The following is a 20,507-nucleotide window of genomic DNA, read 5'->3' as shown; positions in this document are numbered from 1 at the left end:
ACTTTAACGACATTTCAGAAAGAAAGTCTCCCTCTTCTATAAGAGGGGGTTATAATAAACAGGTGTTGTGTAAATAATTTAAAATTCATATCAGGAGGTTTAACATGGAAATGAAAACTATAGTACAAATCAAGAATGTTACAAAAAAAATCGGAAAAAAAGTAATAATAGACGACCTTACTTTTGATGTACGTTCAGGTGAGGTGTTTGGATTCCTTGGACCAAATGGAGCGGGTAAAACTACTACTATTAAAATGCTTTTAGGACTTATGTCTATTACAAAAGGTGAAATGTTTATTGATGGATTTAATGTTGAGAAGGATTTTGAAAAAGCCATTGCTAAAGTAGGTGGAATCGTTGAAAATCCAGATTTGTATAAATATCTAACCGGCTATCAAAATCTCCTTCATTTTTGGAGAATGTACCCAGATATAAAGAGGGAACGAATTGATGAGGTTATAAAAATTGTGGGTCTTGAAAAAAGAATACATGACAAAATAAAGAAATATTCACTAGGTATGCGCCAAAGACTAGGGATTGCACAGGCACTCCTTAACTCCCCGAAACTTTTGGTACTAGATGAACCTACTAATGGACTAGATCCTGCTGGTATTCACGAATTGCGTAATCATTTGAGGGCACTTGCAAAAGAAGAAAATATTGCAGTAATAGTATCAAGTCATTTGCTTTCAGAAATGGAGCTTATGTGCGATAGGGTAGGAATCATACAAAATGGAAAACTGGTAAGAATTCAGGATATGAAAGAAATGCTTGGGGAAGAGGTTGATTCAGTAATAGCACTCACTGTTACACCTCTTGACAAGGCAAAAGCATATTTAGAAAGTCTTAATAGCAAATATAAACCAGAAATAAATGGTATGGAAATCGAAATTATAGAAAATGTAGAAAATATTCCACAATTAGTTGAAAACCTTGTGGGTCAGGGAATTAAAATTTATGGCGTTCGTAAAGAGCAACAGAGCTTAGAGAAAAAATTCTTAGAAATGACAGGGGGTAACGAAATTGCGTAATATAATAAATTTAGTTCGTAACGAAAACATGAAGCTTTCTCATAGTATTAGTACATGGATAATGATTGGTATACTAGTTGTTATTACAATAGCAGCTGGGCTACTAATTAGATTTACAGGCAACCAGGCACCTAAGAGTGATTGGAAAGCAGATATAAGAATTCAGGATCAGTCTGCCAAACAATCATTAGCTCAGCCAGGAATATCCAAAATGGAAAAAGAGGGAATCTCAAAACAATTACAAACTAATGAATATCGGCTTAAAAATGACATACAACCAGTGCAAGATAGATCCTTGTGGGGATTTGTAGAAGGAGCAATTGGCCTAATATCTTTAATCGCTCTTTTTTCCATTGTAATGGGTGGTAAAATAGTAGCAAATGAGTTTTCAGAAGGGACAATTAAACTATTACTAATTAGACCTTCAAAGCGATGGAAAATTTTGTTATCAAAATATATTGCTGTTATAGGATATACTCTTTTAATGCTTTTAGTACTTTTAGTAGTGTCCATTCTTGTTGGTGGAACTTTGTTTAGCTTTAAAGGAGCAGGAACACCTTTCCTTACAAATTCCAGTGGAATAATAACCGAGGTTAATATGATAGCACATATTGTGCAGCTTTACGGACTTCAGTGTATAAACTTAGTTATGATGGTTACTTTAGCCTTTATGATTTCTACAGTTTTCCGTAATAGTGCAATGGCTATAGGAATTGGAGTTTTTCTTTTAACTGTAGGAAGTACTATAACAATGCTACTTCTTAGATTTAATTGGTCAAAATATATTTTATTTGCAAATACCAATTTGAATCAATATATTGATGGCCAGCCATTAGTTAAAGGAATGACAATGAAATTTTCAATTATTGTACTAATAGTTTATTTTATAATTTTTAATGTTATTTCATATATAGGGTTTACTAAAAGAGATATAGTAGCATAAGAATTTACATCTCTTGATATATATCAAAATAAAAAAACACTAAGCAAATGCTAGTGTTTTTTTGTGCGAGTAAGTCTATAAGCCGAGTTCTGTATTAGACAATCATCTATCTAGGCCTATTGTTTCCAATAGGCTCAAGCGATACACCCGAAAGCGGGACGGGCAGTCCCAAAATGCTTTCCTATTCGATCTTGCTCCAGATGGGGTTTACATAGCCGCAAAGTCGCCATTGCGCTGGTGAGCTCTTACCTCGCCTTTCCATCCTTACTAGTATATTTGAAAGTTCAGAAAAACTGAACTTTCAAATACCTTTAGCGGTATATCTCTGTTGCACTTTCCTTAGAGTCGCCTCCACTGGTAGTTAGCCAGCACCCTTGCCCTATGGAGCTCGGACTTTCCTCTCCTGTATTTCTACAGCAGCGATTGTCTGGCTTACTCGCATTAATAATATTATCACAGTTCGGCCAATTTGTCGAACTTATTCTATTATTCCTAAGATAGATTCAAATCACTAATCCAACATTTCCCATACTCTTATATAAACTGTAATAATTAGTCGTTTTTATTCAACCACTTATTAAGCACTTCTATATATTTCTCATTCTCCTCTACGAATGGCATATGGCGGCTGAATTCAAATAATTCCCATTCTGAATTTGGAATCTTGTCATACATTGTTTTTGCAACAAGTGGTGAGCAAAGATCAAGCAAACCGCTGATGATTAAACAAGGTTCTTTAATATCTTCAATCTCTTTCATAAAATCAAAGTTTTTTAATGTACCAGATGGGCTGAATTCATTTTGACCCCATGCAGTTACATAAGCTTCTGTTCCAGCAACCTTTGGACGTCTTAAGCATTCTGGTGAATCCGGTCCTACTAGGCCTGCACAATGACGAAGCATGAATTCCGCTTCTGCTTGCTTATATTCTTTTGATGAGTAATCTCCGGCTTTTTCTGCTTTCGCAATGGCATCTTGCATTTCCTGCGGAAGGTATGCAATCCTTCGACGCTGTTCTTTTTCCCATAATGTGGAATATGGTAAAGTGCTGGATAAGATATAGCTCTTGATTCCTTCTGGTTTGTTTTCACAAGCATATTGAATTGCCTGCATTCCTCCCCAAGATTGTCCCAATAAGTGGATTTCGTCTAAGCCTAAGTGTTTACGTAACTGGATTAACTCTTCAATCCATGTCTTCGCACACCATAAGTCAGGACGGGAAGGTGTTGCGGACAATCCGCATCCCAATTGGTCATACATAATAACCGCACGTCCATCTTCCGCAACTTTGTCAAGTACTTCAAAATAATTGTGTGTAGAACCCGGTCCACCGTGTAATAAAAGCAATGGCTTTTTATTTCCTGTGCATTCACCTACTATACGATAGTAAGTTTTATATTCTAGATATGGAATATAGCCTTCAGTAATCTTCATAATCAATCTCCTTTTGTCTATTTGTATTCATGAACAATAATTAAGTCTTTTGTATATTTATTCAATACTTCACAGCCGCCTTCAGTTATGATAACAAGGTCAGCCATATAATATATAATACCATTATAATTCCATGCTTTATACATACATTTTTTAATTCTTCTAAATTATAATCCATACACTCCACCTTATTTCCTTGAATTAAGATAAATTAGTATAAGCTGTGCCTATATTTTTTTTATTATCTCAATTTCCTAATCAAATTTATTTCCGCTCTAACAGGTGGTTTAGATGAAATATTTCCTCTTACTGTAACTTTATCTGGATCAATATTAAGTTCTCTTGCTATTATAGCCACAACTCTAGATCTACAAAAATTTGCTTGGCAGATTCCCATTCCTGCTCTTGTACGTCTTTTAATAGCATCAGTAGAACTAATGGGGATATTTCTATGAATAGCATCCACAATTTCTGCTTCTGTTACTACCTCACATCTGCATATTATATTCTTTGCTGGATCCTCATCATCAACTTTTCCATGAAAATTATTATCTTTTTTAACTATTATCCCTTTTCTGTATGAAATAAAATTATCTTTCTCCACAAGCACTATTCCGCAGTTCACGAGTATGTCTGCTACCATTTCAGCTATGGCAGGAGATGATGTAAGTCCCGGAGAGTCTATGCCCGCAACATTTATGAATCTTTTGACCTTGCTCTCCTCAATGATAAAATCCCCCGTATTGCTAGTAGCTCTTATACCTGAAAAAGTAGTTAAGGTCTTTCTTACATCAAAATCTGATATGGACCTTCTAGCTGTTTCTATGACATATTTTAAAGACTTGGCGGTAGTTGCTACATCATCTTTATCACTTACTTCTTCTGCATTAGGTCCTAACATAAAGTTACCATGATAGGTGGTAGTTACTAATATTCCTTTGCCCTTATCTGTAGGCACTTGAAAAATAACAGTGTTAACCAAGTGACCCTGATCTTTTCCCATCAAAATATATTGACCTCTTTTAGGTATTATTTTGAAATCGTCAAGTCCTACCATATTAGCTATTTTATCGCTGTGGTGTCCAGCGGCATTTATAATATATCTTGCTTCAATGTTCTCTTTATTTGTATGTACAATAAATTTTTCTTCTAAGTTTTCTATAGATATTACTTCATTCTCAAGCTTAAGCTCTACACCGTTTGTGATAGCATTTTCTACTAATGCAATCGTAAATTCATAAGGGGAGGTAACCCCTACACTTTTAGCATAAAGTGCTACCGTAACTTCACTATTTAAATGTGGTTCTAATTCTTTTAGTTTCTCTCCTCCAATTATCTCTAAATCATCGCATCCCATTTTTAAACCATTTTCATAAAGCTCCGTAATTTTTTTCTCATCCTCTTCATTAAATCCAATGACCAAAGCTCCTGTCTTCCTATATCCAAAATTTAACTCTCCCTGGAGTTCTCTATACATTTTGTTACCTTTTCCGCATAATTGTCCCTTTAATGTACCATACTTAGCAGCATATCCACCATGAACTATACCACTATTGGCTTTTGACGCTCCCGTACCAACATCATCTTCTTTTTCTAAAATACATATCTTCAAATTAAATCTTGAAAGTTTCCTAGCTATAGCGGACCCCACTACTCCTGACCCTATAATAATCACATCATACATAAATATCCCCCCCGCTTCCTCAATATCTTGTCTTTTGATTTTCTACATATTTCTTTATAGTTTCACTACATACTCCAGAAGTTGATACAAAATAACTTCGCGTCCATAAACTCGGCATTTTGTTTAATTCTAGAAACTCACCTCTTAAAACTCTACTTGTTCCACCTTTTATTTTTTGCATTATGTCTGAAGGACTTAACGTTGGAAGACAATTTAAAAACATATGTGTATAGTCTTTATCACATTCTATGGCTATTATTTCAATGTCTAACTCCTCACAAATAAATTTGACCATATGTTTAAATCTTTCTTCTACATTAGGTATTAAGAATATTTTTCTTCTATACCTCGGACAAAATACAAAATGATAATTAATTAAACTTACTGTGGTCTGTGTTCTTCTATATTCATTTTCCATAATTCAATTATAGTACTATTCGTGTATGTTTTCAATAATCTTATACACAAAAAAGAAACTAACTATATTATGATAGATACTTTCACTCAATTGATAGATTTTCGCAAGTGAAACCTTTATAGATATTTTAGATAAAAAAAACCAGTATAAGCAAACTTACTTGCTTATACCGGATTTTTAATATTAAAATCAAAAATTATTAATTTAATTTTGCGCAACTATCTCTCTTTATAAGCTTTGTAGGTATAACAATTTTTTTAGCTATTTCTCTTCCATCTTTTAACTTTTCAATCATTAATTCTACAGCAGTTTCACCCATAAACTCCATGTGTATTTTAACAGTAGTTAATGCGGGCACTATAAACTGTGAGGTTATATTATCGTTATATGATACTACACTAATGTCTTCTGGTATTTTTAGGCCTGCTTCACTTATAGCTCTGTAGGCCCCTATTGCCATAGAATCATTAGCTATTATGTAGGCTGTTACCTTGTTTTTATCTCCTAATGCCCTTTTCATAAGCTCATACCCACTTTGTGGTGTGAATTCACCTATATATACTTTTTCCTTGTAGTCTACACCCCTAGCATGCATTTCTTCTTTATAGGTTCTTTCTCGTCTATCAACAAAGATCTCTTTGTTCCCGTTAACATATTCCGCGCCACTAATAAATCCAATGTTTTTATGCCCAAGGCCATCTAAATAATTTACTATATTGATAGTGGCATATTTCAAATCACATACTACAGAATCATAGACTTCACTTTCTGGGGAGGAATCAACAAACACAATGCTTTCAGATACTGTTCTAAGCTTTTCTACTTCCATATGACCAAATTTTCCAATAGCTATAATTCCATCTACTTCTTTTATATATGTAGTAAAAAATGGTGATAATTTTACTACTTCTATATTTTCACTGGCACATTTTTTCTCTATAGCCATTCTTATAGATAAATAATATGGATCTAGTACTTCTTCTTTCTCAGTGTACCAATTTGCTATGGCTACCTTATAAGTACTCTTCTTTACATTTTTTTCTGTCTTTTTTGTATAATTTAACTCCTCCGCTGCTTCAAATATTCTTTGTTTTGTAGCGTCTGGTACAGTTAACTTATCATCAAAATTTAATACCCTAGATACAGTAGCAATTGACACGCCAGCCACCTTTGCAATATCTTTTATTGTTGCCATAATTTTCACACTCACTTATTTTTTATATAGACTATTTATAAATTTATTAAAAGCTCGTATTCCACTTCCATCCCTTTTAAATACCCCCGAATGTTCTAGAACCTCTGAAAATATCATACCTATTTCACTTTTTAGTATTTCATCTACATTTGTTTCATTTATATCTGAATATTTTTGAACTAATTGCAATGCCCATTTTTTATGTTTCACAAGCTCCTCGCAATTGTCCAAATCATTAATTTTATTTTTATTTATTAAATAATAACTAAGTTCTTTTATCTCTGTTTTTAGTCTTGATGGTAGTACTGCAAGTCCCATAACCTCAATAAGCCCAATATTTTCTTTCTTTATATGATGCAATTCTTCATGTGGATGGAAAATTCCATCTGGATGCTGCTGGGATGTTCTATTATTTCTTAGAACTAGATCTATCTCATAAGCATCACCTCGTCTTCTAGCTATAGGTGTTATTGTGTTATGTGGCACACCCTGAGTAAATGCTATTATCTCTGCACTTTCATCAGAATAATTCTTCCAACTATTTAAAATGTGATAGGCTAAATTAACCAAGGTTTCACTATCATAACCCCTTATTCTAACAACACTCATAGGCCATTTAACTCTACCAATAGTTGCTCCCTCAAAACCATCCACTACAAATTCTTTCTCAACCTTTGCCTTTGCCATAGCAAATTCATAGTTTCCACCTTGGAAATGATCATGACTTAATATTGAGCCTCCAACTATGGGAAGGTCTGCATTAGAGCCTACAATATAATCTGGATATTGCGCAACAAAATCTAGTAGCCTCGTAAAAGTCTCTTTGCATATTTTCATAGGCTCATGTTCACCCTTAATCACTATACAATGTTCATTATAGTAAACGTAAGGAGAATATTGTAAAAACCATTTTTCACCGTTTAATTCAACTGGTATAATCCTGTGATTGCCTCTAGCTGGGTGGTTTATTCTACCTGCATAGCCCTCATTTTCTTTGCAAAGTAGACAGGTTGGATAGCCACTTGTCTTTAAATTCTTAGCCATTGCAATGGCCTTCGGATCCTTTTCAGGTTTAGATAAATTAATAGTAATATCAATATAACCATACTCTGTGGAGCATTTCCACTTTAAATCCTTTTGTATTCTTTCCCATCTTATATAATTCGAATCAATTGACAATCCATAAAAGTAATCCGTTGCACTACTTGGACTTTCATTATAGCGTATTTTAAATTCTCTTATTATTTCTGATGGTCTTCCTATTAAACAAGCCATTATTTTTGTATCAAATAAATCTCTGGTAACTATACCTTTGTCTTCTATTTTTTCATTTTCATAAGCCCAATCAGTTATATTATCTAAAACTCCTTGTATTCCATAATTTTCATCTTCAATGTTCACATTTTCAATTTCATCTAGTGATAGTGCTTCTAAAAGCCTGTTTTTTGTATATATTATATCCTCTGTTTCTATTAACTGCTTCCTTAGTGCATAATAAAGTAGCTTTTGAACCTCTATAGAAATATTTACTGCCATGCTACCACCCCTTATTTATCCTCGAATCCATTTATATTGTTCTTATGAAAATTCCAAGCAGAACCTATTATAGTTTCTATATCTTTAACTTTAGGTTCCCAGCCTAAAATTTCTTTAGCTTTCATACTTGAAGCTATAAGCACCGCGGGATCTCCGGCTCTTCGCATACATAGCTCAGCTTTTATATCTTTACCTGTAACAGTTTTCGCTGCCTCTATTATTTCCTTTACGCTAAATCCAAATCCATTTCCTAAATTAAACACATCGCTGTGATATCCATCTCTAAGCTTGTTAAAAGCCAATATATGAGCATTTATAAGGTCTTTTACATATATATAATCTCTTATACATGTTCCATCTTTTGTATCATAGTCTTCACCAAATATTGATATTTTTTCTCTTTTTCCTAGTGGAACCTCTAGTACTAAGGGAATAAGATGAGTTTCTGGCCTATGATCTTCACCTATTAATCCATTTTCACTCGCTCCTGCCACATTGAAATATCTAAGTGCAATATATTTTAATCCATAAGCCTTATCTGACCACTTCATCATTTTTTCCATGGCGAGTTTTGTTTCTCCATAAGTGTTAGTTGGCTCCGTCTTATCAGTTTCTTCAATAGGTACTCTATCTGGCTCACCATATACTGCAGCTGTTGATGAGAATATTATCTTTTTAACATCATTTTCCACCATAGCTTTCAGAAGTACTTCAGTACCATGCATATTATTGTTATAATACTTTAGTGGATTTTCCATACTTTCTCCCACAAGAGAACTCGCAGCAAAATGTATTACTCCTTCCACACTATTTTCTTTAAATACACTATCCATAAAAGCAAAGTTTCTTATGTCACCCTCATAAAATTTCGCCTTTGGATGTATTGCACCTTGGTGTCCGGTTTGAAGATTGTCAACTACTATAACCTCTTCTCCTCTTTCAACTAATTCATACACACAATGTGAACCTATATATCCTGCTCCACCACATACTAATATACTCATTCCATCATCTCCTATATTATTTTTTTTTAATATTTAGTAGATTTTTCTTGCACCATCACCTATTTGAGCTACATAAAACACTGCCGCGTAGCCTATCTTGCTTTTATATTCCACTCCTACATTTTTAATAAAATCATCTACAAATTCATCTTTAACTATACTTACTGTGCACCCCCCAAAGCCTGCACCGGTCATTCTTGATCCTATAACTCCTGGTCTTTTCCAAGCAATTTCAACTAATGTATCGAGTTCTATGCCTGTAACCTCATAATCATCTCTTAGTGATATATGAGACTTATTCATTAACTTTCCAAATAACTCTATATCACTATTTTCGAGAGCTTTTACTGCCTTTAAAGTTCTTTGATTTTCATAAATAGCATGCTTTGCCCTTTTTGCACAAACTTCATCTTTTATAAGATGTCTATTTTCTTCAAATTCTTCTTCATTTAGTTCACAAAGAGAATTTATCTTTAGCACAGTTTGTAAATTCACAAGAGCTGTTTCACATTCTGTTCTTCTTTCATTGTATTTAGAATCAGCAAGCCCTCTTCTTTTATTGGTGTTTGCTATTACTATAGATGCCCCATTAAGTTTTATGCTCGCATATTCATATTTTAATGTGTTTGTATCCAAAAGTATTGCGCAATCTTTTTTACCCATTGCTATAGCGAACTGATCCATAATGCCACAATTAACACCTATAAATTGATTTTCAGCTTCTTGACTTCGCTCTGCAATATCAACCATATTAATAGGAAAATTGTATAAATCCCTTAAAACTACACCTGTAACTACTTCAATAGATGCTGAAGAAGATAATCCTGCACCATTTGGGATATTTCCATAAAATAATATATCAAATCCACTATCTATTTTCATACCCTTGTTCTCAAAAGCCCAAATTACTCCCTTTGGATAGTTTGCCCAATCATGCTTACAGTCATATTCTATCTCATCTATATTCACTTCAATTATTCCTAGAGCTTCAAAATTCTCTGAATAAAATCTTATTTTTTTATCAGTTCTCACTTTAATTAGTGCATAAGTACCAAACGTTAATGCACAAGGAAAAACATTGCCTCCGTTATAATCTGTATGCTCCCCTATCAAATTAACCCTCCCTGGAGCAAAAAAAACCTTTTCTACCTCTGCATCATAAACTCTTTTAAACATATCTTTTAACTTTTCAATCATATAATTCAGCTCCTTTAAATATCAATATTTGTAAACCTTTATATTTGTAGCTTATCATTTTTTTAGTAAAACTTCAATGTTTTTAGTAAAATAATTATATCTAAATATTGCTACAACTATTTCTCATGAAAAGCTGCTAGACCAAGTTTTGAAAATACTAGAAAATTTTTTAAAAAAATAAGGCATTTGTTTAATCAAATGCCTTATTTAAAATATTTATTAAGTTGGTTAATTATTTTTAATATCACTCTTACTAAACATTTTTGTTAAATATGTTATAAAGAAACCAAAAATTATAAATCCTACTGGTCCGCCATAGTTCTTTAATATTGGAACTATAGCCTCTGAAAAGCTCTTAGATCCAGCAATGTCTCCCCACCCTGCTCCAAAGAAGGCTAATACACCTAGGATGAAAACAACAGTTGAAGCTATCACTACTGCTACTTTTGATTTTAACATTACAAACGGAGGTACGTTACCTTTAAGTCTAAATGTTAAATATGCAGCTGCAAGAACAATATAAGGTATTGCAAGGGATAGAGCTGATAAGGTAGTCAGTAGATTGAAAAAATCATCTATGGAGTTAAGTCCTGCTAGTGGCACTATTATTAATACTAATAGTACTCCACACTGAACCCAAAGTGCATTTACCAATGTTCCATCTTCACGTTTCTTAGTTAAGAATTTAGGGAAGGTACCATCAGGGACCTCTGAGAACATCGCTCTAATTGGAGATTCTAACCAAACCACGTATGCGGCTATAGATGATATTGTTAAAATTAGTGCATATATTTGAACAAATATTTTACCATTTAAACCCCAGTTTTCTGCTAATATCTTATAAACAACATAACCTGCATCTTTAACACCAGCTTTGGTTATTAAGTCAGGTGATGCAACTAAGCATATTGCAAGGGATCCTAGTACATATGCTCCAGCTATAAACATAGTCGCTAAAATAACGGCTTTTGGGAAAACCTTTTTAGGATTCTCAACATCTTTAATATATGTTCCTGCCACCTCAGCTCCTGCAACAGCTAGAATCAACCATGAGAAGGTTGAAAAATAATCGGCATCAAATTTCGGAATAACTGATCCTGCAGTGAATGCTGTAGCTGATGGTTGTTTTCCAACTAATACTCCTACAACAGCAAACAATATAAATATAACTGTAACAGCTAACGTTAATTTTCCACCTAAATCACTGATTTTTGAAAACCTCTTAACTCCGGTTGTAGCTATATAAGTTAAGGCTATAGCTAGTCCCAATCCTATCCAAGGCAACAAATACGCGTTTGTATCATTAAATCTATTTTCGCCAAAAATAGTCCAGGATACCATAACAGGTATTCTTGTGAACACCATTTGCAAATAGAATAAATTTGCAACGAAGTATGACCAAGTACCTATAAATGCCCATTTTGGCCCAATTGAACATTCTATCCAGGTGTATAACCCTCCCTCCTTATCTTTATTAGCAGAAGCCAGCTCCGCTATCATTATTGATAGTGGTAAAAAGAATAATAGGGAGACTATAAGCCATGATGGAATTGCTGCAGGTCCAAGTGACACTGCATTTGACGCAATATTTCCAAACCCAAAGGTTGGAACAAAAATTAACATTACCAAGGTCCATAAACCAAGTTTTTTCGTGCTGTTCATAATTTCACTCCTTAATTTTTAATAAGATTATAATAATCCATTTTAGATATAATAAGAATAATTTTCCTACTAGCTTATTATATCCCTTTTTCTTATCTAATGCACCATTCACCTAGCCACTTTATTTACTAATCCATTATTATTTGTAACTATTTCGTAACTATTTTTTCAAAACCTATTGACTTTCCTATGTAACACAGTATAATTACATTAATGTTTGTTTTATAGAAAGATTTTACATATTCATGTAGAATACTACAATTAGGAAACGTTTACAGTTTTTAAACATGGGGGGGACTATGGATGAAAAAGGTTAAAAGAGTTACATCATTTGCTCTTGCATTATTAGTTGCAGGATCAATAAGTATAAACAGTGCTAACGTACAAGCTAAGGGAGCTATATTGGGAACAGGTGTTGCATCATCTGCAAAACAAACTGAGCTTACAGGTGCTACTATTGTGGCCTACGCAAAAAAACTCACTGGTATACCCTATAAAAGTGGTGGAACTACTAAAGCTGGATTTGATTGCTCAGGTTTCACTAAGTATGTTTATAGTCAATTCGACATAACATTGCCTCGCACAGCTAAAGATCAAACATCAAAAGGCACAGTGGTTAGTAAAGCTAACTTACGTGTAGGCGATTTGGTTTTCTTTGGTGCGGCAATAAGTCATGTTGGTATGTACGTCGGAGATGGAATGTTTATACATTCACCTAAACCAGGTTCAAGTGTTAAAATTGCAGAACTAAAATATATGCCAAATTATAATACAGCCAGAAGAATAATTTAATAATAATAATAATAATAATAATCAAAAATTAAAGGGCAACTGCATATCTAACTGTGCAGTTGCCCTTTCTCATCATATATAAATTTTTCCTGATTACTATTTCACTAAGTAGTTGTTCGCTCCATGTGAGAAGTATACCATCTACTTAGTACTATCTTCAAAGAAGCAGCGACAGGTACCGCTATAAGCATCCCTACAAGTCCACCTAAACTTCCACCCATAATAATGGCAAGCATTGTGAATACGGGATGAAGTCCCACGCTATCTCCCACAATTTTGGGTGCAAGCAAGTTATTATCAACTTGTTGAACTACAATCATTCCAATGGTTGCCCATAATGCTGTAATAGGTTGTCCACTTAGTAGTGCCATAATTACTGCAAGAATAGTTCCAACAATAGGCCCTATATAGGGTATCATATTACAAATACCTGCAATAATTCCTATTATAAAAGCATAGTCTATTCCAATAAAATACAGTACCACACCAGATAAAACTCCAACAACGCAAGCTTCTAGTAATTGACCTCTTATATATTTGTAAAATGTATCATCCATAGTACCTAATACTTCTTTAAATGTATTTCCTACACGACTTTTTCCAAAAATAAGATTAAAAATTTTATTCCATAAACCTATAAAATACTCATAGTCCTTCAATAAATAAATACTTAATACTATAGCTATCAAAAATGAAGCTATATTGCCGCCTATAGATACAATAGAATTTGTCATAGTTTCAATACTTGTAGAAAAATATGATTGCACATAGCTTACAATTTGAGCAATTTTTTCATTTAAATTTCCACCTAATATATTCAAACTTTGTAATTTTTCGCTAATAGCACTAACTGACAAGGTTGAGTGCTTTAAATAATTAGTTAGGTATTCTGTCATATTTGTTATAGTTATATTATTGGAAAGTTTCCCTCCAACCATAATATATATTCCACTAATAATCCCTACAAAAACTGCAACTACTAATGTATAAACTCCTAAGATTCCCACAGTCCTTCTTACATTTACCTTTTTAAATATTTTTCTCTTTTCCAAGAAATTTTCAATGCTTTTCACACCTGGTTTCAATAAGTATACAATTACTAATGCTATAAGTAACGGTTTAACAAGTCCAATGATCCGACCTAATGTACTTGATAACAGTGAAAATATACTACCTATATTATTAACAATTATTATTCCCATATAAATTAAAAGTACTGTCCCCGTAGCATATAAGCAGTATTCCAATAATTTTTTATCTATTCTCATTTTGCCCTACCCTTCCAAACTAGCTCGCTTTTAAAATTGTCTATCATATTACTTTACATTATAATACATCCAATAGCAAGGTAAGGGTTAAAATTAAAATAACTCCTTTGCTTAATTGAACACTTTAATCCTCTTTAATCAGATATAAGAGATTGTCGTCTAGATTATAATAGAGTGGCGCTATCAAAATATTAGGATATTTATTTCTTAGTCTCTTAGCCTCTTCTAAAACAAACTCTATCTCATTACCAATCTCAAACATTGGAGCAAAATTCATAAAATGGTCTTCTGCTCTTTGTCTTTCCCACCCAACTATATCAACAAGCCCTTGAATAAACTGCTCCCTTTTGGACATAAGATTAACCATTCCGCAATGATTGTGAGCTATAAGTGCAATAGTTTTAATTCCTCCTATTGCTATTGTATAAGAAACCTTAAATTCACTAAATCGCAGAGTTCCTCCACCAGAGCGAATGATATATGCAAAATTATCTGGTATATGAAGATATTTTCTGTTATCCATACACATTCCTATTAACATCTGTGGACTACTTACAGCAGAATAAGAAGCGCTCAAGTTATGATATTCTAATAAAACACTTATAGGTGTATTTTTATATTCTGCAAATATATCCTCTTTAGTATTAATTTTTATTAATCTATCCATAATGTTATTTATCTCCTTAAGTTTTATCTTTTCTTTATTCTCAGTTTTGATGTATTTATTATTATATCATAAGCGAATAAATTCTTCTCGTATAAACCCATATCAAATGATCCATTTTAGAAAGAGTTACACTTTACTCCTCTTTAAATATTGTTGGCATTTTATTTGATTTATTTATTAGAAATAAAATTACACTTATTTACATATAATGTGATTACCAGCATAATATATGTTACACACTACACAATAAAATTAATAAACAAAATAAAGGAGGAGATATAGCCTTACTTTAATAAAATTTTTTTATTATTAGTTTTAAAAAATTATTTTAGGGGGGAACAATGTTTATGGTAAAACAAAAAAAGATACTAAGTTGGATAATGTCATTAGCTTTATTATTATTTAATTTTAGTGGGCTTATTGGAGCTCAAGTTGTAAAGGCAGCAGATGGTACTGGAACAGTAGATAGTCCATATACAGTAGCTCAGGCATATGCAATTCAGAATAGTAGCATTGCAACAGTTCAGGGGTATATAGTTGGACAGCCTATTAGTATTACAGGAATGTTGACGGCTGGTTTTACTGGTGATACCGCTATTGCAATAGCTGATACTATCAATGAAACAGATCTAACCAAAATATTATATATTCAACTTCCAGCAACGCCAACTTCCCTTAGGGCAAATTATGGTTTATTAACTAATCCAACTGTTAAAGGTACATTAGTTAAAGCTACCGGTGGTTTAATTAATTACTTTTCTACACATCCAGGTTTAAAGAACACAACTGCAATACAAAATGTAGCTTCTACCGTCAATGTAACCGTTACCACAGTCACGTTAGACAAGGCTACATTAGACCTAGGAATTGGAAAAACCTCTCCAGTAGTAGCAATTATATCTCCAAATAATGCTACAAATAAAGCCGTTATCTGGTCTTCTAGCGATAATGCTGTAGCAACAGTAGCTAATGGAATAGTTACAGGTGTTGCTTTAGGAACCACGGAAATTGCAGCTACAAGCGTTGATGGAAATATAAGATCATCATTATGCGTAGTAACAGTTACTGCTAACGCACCACCCGCAAATAAAACATTTGATATAGTAGAAATTACAGATTTTCATGGACAGCTTTTAGATTCTACTAATACAAAACCTGTAGGAGCGGCGCTTGCAAAAGTGGTTAAAGATGTAAAAGCTGCAAACCCAGATAGAACACTCATCATTGGTGGAGGGGATTTATATCAAGGAACACCAGTATCAAACGTATTACATGGAGTTCCAGTTCAACAGGTAATGAGCAACATAGGAATGGAAGTTACAGCTCTAGGCAATCATGAATTTGATTGGGGACTTAATGTAATTAATACTGAAACTATGATTAATGCAAATTATAGTATTGTTTGTGCTAACATGTATGAAAAAGGAACTAATAATAGACCATATCCAGCATATAAAATAATTACTAAGGATGGCGTTAGGATAGCAGTTATTGGCGCTATACTTAAAGATGCTCCAACTATCATCATGCCGGCTTTAGTATCTCCTTTTAATTTTAGAGATCCAGCTACAGAAATTAATGCCGTTGCAGCAGATATTAGAACTAATAATTTGGCTGACATAGTATTAGCAGATATACATGATGGAGGCTCATCACTAAATGCTATAGTTAACAAATTATCAGGAATAGATGCAGTGTTTGGTGGACATGATCATACTGCTGCAGATATAGTAAATGTTGATGCAACTGGCAAAGCTGTTCCAACATTAGATGCAGCATCCACTGGAAAAGGCTATATTGATCTAAAGATTACAGTAGACCCAACAAATAAAATAGTTGGTTTCTCGGCCAAAGGTCAAAATTGGAAAGCACTTACAACTACAGTAGATTCACCAACAGATCCTACTTGCAAAAAAATAGTAGATGATGCAAGTGCAGCATTACTTCCAATATTTAATGAAGTTATTGGAAATGATATGGTAGCTTATACAAGTGTTCAAGCAGACTCACCTTATGGAGAATCACAACTAGGAAATTGGATGGCAGATGTTGTAAAGAACTATCCAGCATCACCTGCAGAAGTAGGCATGGTAAATAATGGAGGTATTAGATTAAGTCCAATTCCTGCAGGCAATATAACTGTTGGAACAATATTTAACATTATGCCTTTCGATAATACAGTTTGTACTGCAACCATGACAGGTGCACAGCTTAAATACATTTTTGAGCAAGCCGTTCAAACTAATGGTAAAGGAATACAAATTTCTGGAGTTAAATTTGCATACGATTCCTCGAAACCATCATATAAACCTGCAGTACTCGCAGCTGATGGAGTAACAATTACAACACCAGAAGTACTTGGTCAAAGAGTTCTTAGTATAATAAGAGAAAGCGACAGCACAGTCGTTAAAGATACGGATATACTAAAAGTAAATGCTCCAGATTTCGTAGCTACTGGCGGAGACACTTTTACAGGATTTTTAGTTCCATCCATAGTAGCTAGCTTAGAAGATTCACATTATACTGTAAGAGATGCTTTAAATGCCGATGTTAGAGCTAAAGGGAAAATAACAGTTGTAATGAATAACAGAGTAGACAATCAAATGCAAGTAGTAGCTCCTGTAGTAATGACTATAGCAGAAGCTAGAACTACAGATAAAACAGCAGTTATACTTACCGGAACTGTAACATCAGTTGCTGGCAAAAATGTTTGGATGCAGGATAATGGAGTTAATCCTACAGCAGGAATTTGCGTATATAATTCAGCTGGTTTTACTGCTAAAAAGGGAGATAGTATAACAGTTACGGGAAATTTATCAGTATTTAATGGGTTATTAGAAGTAACACCAACTTCTGCTTCTGGTGTACTAATAGTAAGTACAGGAAATGTAGTTACCCCTAAACAAGTTAAAATAAGTGATATTAGTGACGCATTACAAGGACAATTAATTATACTTAAAAATGTTAAATTCACAAGCATAGATAATGCAGGTGCTTCATTTATTGAAGATTCAACAGGAAGCGTAAATGTATATGCTATGCCTATTGTAGCTGGACTCGCAATAGGAGATATCGCTGATGTAACAGCAGCTGTAACAAGGTATACTACTACTTTAGAATTATCAGTTGGAAGTTCAGCTGATGTAGTTAAGGTAGGAACAGTACCACCTGGAGCAGGCACAACTATCTCAGTAGTGGCAACTTCAGATATACATGGAAATGTACTAAATTTTGATTATGGAACAAATGCAGCACCTTCTACTGGACAAGGCCTTGCAAAGGTCTCAACTTATGTTAAGAGTTTAAGAGCAGCTAATTCAAATGTTATGCTAATAGATAATGGAGATACTATTCAAGGCACTCCACTTGTTTATTACTATAATATGATAGATAAAGCTACAGTTTACCCAATGTCAGCTGTCATGGGCGAAATGGGCTATGATACATGGACACTTGGAAATCATGAATTTAACTATGGATTAGATACATTAAATAGAATAATTGCAGATGGAAAAGCAAAAAATATTCATATGTTGTCAGCTAATACTTACAAGACTGATGGTACAAATTTTGTTGAACCATATATTATTAAACCCTTTGTTATTAATGGTAAAACAATTAAAGTAGCAGTACTTGGACTAACAACAAAAACTATACCTAGTTGGGAAGACCCAGCTCATTATGCCGATTTACATTTTAATGATTTAGTTGACGAAGCCAGAAAATGGGTTCCAATAATAAAAGCAGCTGGAGCAGACGTTGTAGTAGTATCTGCACACACTGGAGAAGAAGGTGCAGCAGATGTTATTCCTGAAAATCAAGCTAAGGCATTGGCAACTCAAGTAAGTGGAATAGATGTTATAGTTGCAGGGCATGCACACAGTACTTTAAATGATTTAACACTTAAAAATCCAGAAGGAAAAATAGTACCAATATTAGAGCCAGGTAAATGGGGACAAAAGGTATCACAAATTGATATAGCTGTTGATGCAACAGGAACGGTTACAGGATTAACTACTAAAAATGTAACTATGGGTAGTACTATAGCAGAAGATCCCGCTATAGCCGCTCTAATTGCACCATATCAAGCTAAGACATTAGAGTATACAGCAACAGTACTTGGTCAATCTACTGGAGAATATAAAGGCAATAAGCAAATTACTGAACCAACAGAAATAATGGAGTTAATAAACAAAGTTCAGGCGAGTGCAGCTGGAACACAACTTTCAATTGCAGCTCCACTAAGTTTATCAGCTTATATTCCAAGTGGAAATATAACTATTAAAGATATTATGGGCGTTTATGTATACGAAAACTTCCTTTATGGAGTAAATATGAATGGAAAACAAATAAAGGATTGGATGGAATATACAGTTAGATACTACAAACAAGTATCTAACTCAACAGATCCAATAGTTAAAGATCCTGCATTAAATATAGCAGATTATAACTTAGACCAATTATACGGAGCAAGTTATGATATTGACTTAACAGAGCCAGCAGGAACAATTGACCCAGTTACTAAACAAATTGCATCTGGAAATAGAATAAAGAACCTAAAGTTTAACGGACAATTAGTTAAGGATTCAGATGTATTTACAGTTGCAATAAACAACTACAGATACAATGGTGGCGGAGGATTCATGGCTGCTGCTGGAATAAGTAACACTGATCTACGTTTAGTTACTTATGATTCAGCTAAAGCGCTTGGTGATGATGGTCAAGTTAGAAGTTTAATGATGAAATACGTTCAAGACCATGGAACAATAACACCATCTTCAACAAACAACTGGAAGATAACAGTATCACCAATACAACAACAAGTTGATGTAACAGGAGTTAGTCTTGATAAAACAACTGCTTCAATAAAAAATACTGAGACCTTAAATTTAATAGCAACTGTAACACCAGCTAATGCAACAAATAAGAATGTAAACTTTAATTCAAGCAATCCATTAGTTGCAACAGTAGATGCTGATGGAGTAGTAAAGGCAGTTAATGAAGGAAAAACAATAATAACAGTAATAACAACTGATGGAGGCTTTACAGCTACTTGTGAAGTAATAGTTATTGATAAGACAGCTCCAATTATAACAATTACTGGCGTTGAAAATGGCGAGGCGTACGAAAGAACAAACACACTTAACATTATAGTCATAGCAGAAGATAATAATTCTGGCTTAGATAAGCTAGCAACAACATTGGATAGTGTTAAAATAAGTAACAATCAAGTTGTACACCTTGAAACACTTGCTTTTGGAAGTCATCAAATAGTTGCTACTGCAGTAGATAAAGCAGGAAATATAGCTATCAAGGAACTAAATTTCACTATAACAGCCACACTTAAAACCACAATTGGTTTGCTTGAAAGCTTCTATGATCAAGGATTGTTTAAGAATAAGGGTAATTATAACAGCCTATATACTAAGTTATCAAAGGGAAATACAACAGCATTTACAAATGAGTTATTAGCACAAAAGGGTAAGGGCGTAGATGAACATGTAGCAGATGTTCTTATAGAGTATGTAAACTGGATTAACGCAAAATAGTAATTCTAGCATACTGTAAGCCATAAATAATAAAAAAAGATATAAAATCAGTAATTATTACTGGTTTTATATCTTTTTTATTATGAGTTTTAATTTTAAAACTTTATGACTATAAAATAATTCATAA

Annotated in this window: 15 protein-coding genes and 1 other RNA gene; 4 read left to right on the top strand and 12 right to left on the bottom strand. The window is 33.5% G+C overall.

Annotation, left to right across the window (positions count from 1 at the left end; all coding sequences use genetic code 11):
- The first annotated feature begins 104 nt into the window (after positions 1 to 104).
- Together G9F72_RS07140 and G9F72_RS07135 are read left to right on the top strand one after the other, a co-directional pair.
- Positions 105 to 1,031 (top strand): ABC transporter ATP-binding protein, encoded by a 927-nt coding sequence (locus G9F72_RS07140; protein WP_411955930.1) that lies wholly within the window; start codon positions 105 to 107, stop codon positions 1,029 to 1,031.
- Positions 1,024 to 1,974: an ABC transporter permease gene (locus tag G9F72_RS07135; protein WP_164956640.1), complete on the top strand. Its 951-nt coding sequence runs from the start codon at positions 1,024 to 1,026 to the stop codon at positions 1,972 to 1,974. The genes G9F72_RS07140 and G9F72_RS07135 overlap by 8 nt, the downstream gene beginning before the upstream one ends.
- 62 nt (positions 1,975 to 2,036) lie before the next feature.
- Here G9F72_RS07135 and rnpB read toward each other — a convergent pair.
- The 10 genes from rnpB to G9F72_RS07090 all read right to left on the bottom strand — a co-directional run bounded on the left by rnpB (position 2,037) and on the right by G9F72_RS07090 (position 12,104).
- An RNA gene (rnpB, locus tag G9F72_RS07130) (RNase P RNA component class A) lies at positions 2,037 to 2,413 on the bottom strand.
- 113 nt (positions 2,414 to 2,526) lie between these two features.
- Complete coding sequence (gene pepI, locus G9F72_RS07125) at positions 2,527 to 3,408, bottom strand: proline iminopeptidase (RefSeq protein ID WP_164956639.1); 882 nt, start codon at positions 3,406 to 3,408, stop codon at positions 2,527 to 2,529.
- Positions 3,409 to 3,425: 17 nt separating this feature from the next.
- Positions 3,426 to 3,554, bottom strand: coding sequence for a hypothetical protein (locus G9F72_RS26945; protein ID WP_263486792.1), 129 nt, complete (start codon positions 3,552 to 3,554; stop codon positions 3,426 to 3,428).
- Positions 3,555 to 3,649: 95 nt separating this feature from the next.
- Entirely contained in the window at positions 3,650 to 5,092 is a 1,443-nt protein-coding gene (locus G9F72_RS07120) for an NAD(P)/FAD-dependent oxidoreductase (RefSeq protein WP_164956638.1), read from the bottom strand.
- Between the two features lie 19 nt (positions 5,093 to 5,111).
- Entirely contained in the window at positions 5,112 to 5,510 is a 399-nt protein-coding gene (gene tnpA, locus G9F72_RS07115) for an IS200/IS605 family transposase (protein ID WP_164956637.1), read from the bottom strand.
- Positions 5,511 to 5,709: 199 nt separating this feature from the next.
- Positions 5,710 to 6,705 (bottom strand): LacI family DNA-binding transcriptional regulator, encoded by a 996-nt coding sequence (locus G9F72_RS07110; RefSeq protein WP_164956636.1) that lies wholly within the window; start codon positions 6,703 to 6,705, stop codon positions 5,710 to 5,712.
- 15 nt (positions 6,706 to 6,720) lie between these two features.
- Positions 6,721 to 8,241 (bottom strand): UDP-glucose--hexose-1-phosphate uridylyltransferase, encoded by a 1,521-nt coding sequence (gene galT / locus G9F72_RS07105; protein WP_164956635.1) that lies wholly within the window; start codon positions 8,239 to 8,241, stop codon positions 6,721 to 6,723.
- Between the two features lie 11 nt (positions 8,242 to 8,252).
- Positions 8,253 to 9,245: a UDP-glucose 4-epimerase GalE gene (galE, locus tag G9F72_RS07100; RefSeq protein WP_164956634.1), complete on the bottom strand. Its 993-nt coding sequence runs from the start codon at positions 9,243 to 9,245 to the stop codon at positions 8,253 to 8,255.
- A 33-nt stretch (positions 9,246 to 9,278) separates the two neighbouring features.
- On the bottom strand, positions 9,279 to 10,442 hold the full coding sequence (locus tag G9F72_RS07095; RefSeq protein ID WP_164956633.1) for a galactokinase: 1,164 nt from the start codon (positions 10,440 to 10,442) through the stop codon (positions 9,279 to 9,281).
- 228 nt (positions 10,443 to 10,670) lie between these two features.
- Entirely contained in the window at positions 10,671 to 12,104 is a 1,434-nt protein-coding gene (locus G9F72_RS07090; protein ID WP_164956632.1) for an amino acid permease, read from the bottom strand.
- Between the two features lie 303 nt (positions 12,105 to 12,407).
- On the opposite strand from G9F72_RS07090, the gene G9F72_RS07085 reads away from it, so the two are divergent.
- Positions 12,408 to 12,896, top strand: coding sequence for a C40 family peptidase (locus G9F72_RS07085; RefSeq protein WP_164956631.1), 489 nt, complete (start codon positions 12,408 to 12,410; stop codon positions 12,894 to 12,896).
- Positions 12,897 to 13,000: 104 nt separating this feature from the next.
- On the opposite strand, the gene G9F72_RS07080 is transcribed toward G9F72_RS07085, so the two are convergent.
- Together G9F72_RS07080 and G9F72_RS07075 are read right to left on the bottom strand one after the other, a co-directional pair.
- The gene (locus G9F72_RS07080) at positions 13,001 to 14,164 is read right to left on the bottom strand and encodes an AI-2E family transporter (RefSeq protein WP_164956630.1); all 1,164 of its coding nucleotides are present in this window, start codon (positions 14,162 to 14,164) and stop codon (positions 13,001 to 13,003) included.
- A gap of 124 nt (positions 14,165 to 14,288) precedes the next feature.
- On the bottom strand, positions 14,289 to 14,831 hold the full coding sequence (locus tag G9F72_RS07075; protein ID WP_164956629.1) for a carbonic anhydrase: 543 nt from the start codon (positions 14,829 to 14,831) through the stop codon (positions 14,289 to 14,291).
- 347 nt (positions 14,832 to 15,178) lie between these two features.
- On the opposite strand from G9F72_RS07075, the gene G9F72_RS07070 reads away from it, so the two are divergent.
- A complete protein-coding gene (locus tag G9F72_RS07070) occupies positions 15,179 to 20,380 on the top strand; it encodes a 5'-nucleotidase C-terminal domain-containing protein (RefSeq protein ID WP_224676006.1) in 5,202 nt (1,733 codons plus the stop codon).
- Positions 20,381 to 20,507: the final 127 nt, after the last annotated feature.

The organism is Clostridium estertheticum, assembly GCF_011065935.2.
GTDB lineage: Bacteria > Bacillota > Clostridia > Clostridiales > Clostridiaceae > Clostridium_AD > Clostridium_AD estertheticum_A.
The sequence above is the reverse complement of the archived record's forward strand: the minus strand, read 5'-3'. Positions and strand labels throughout refer to the sequence as shown.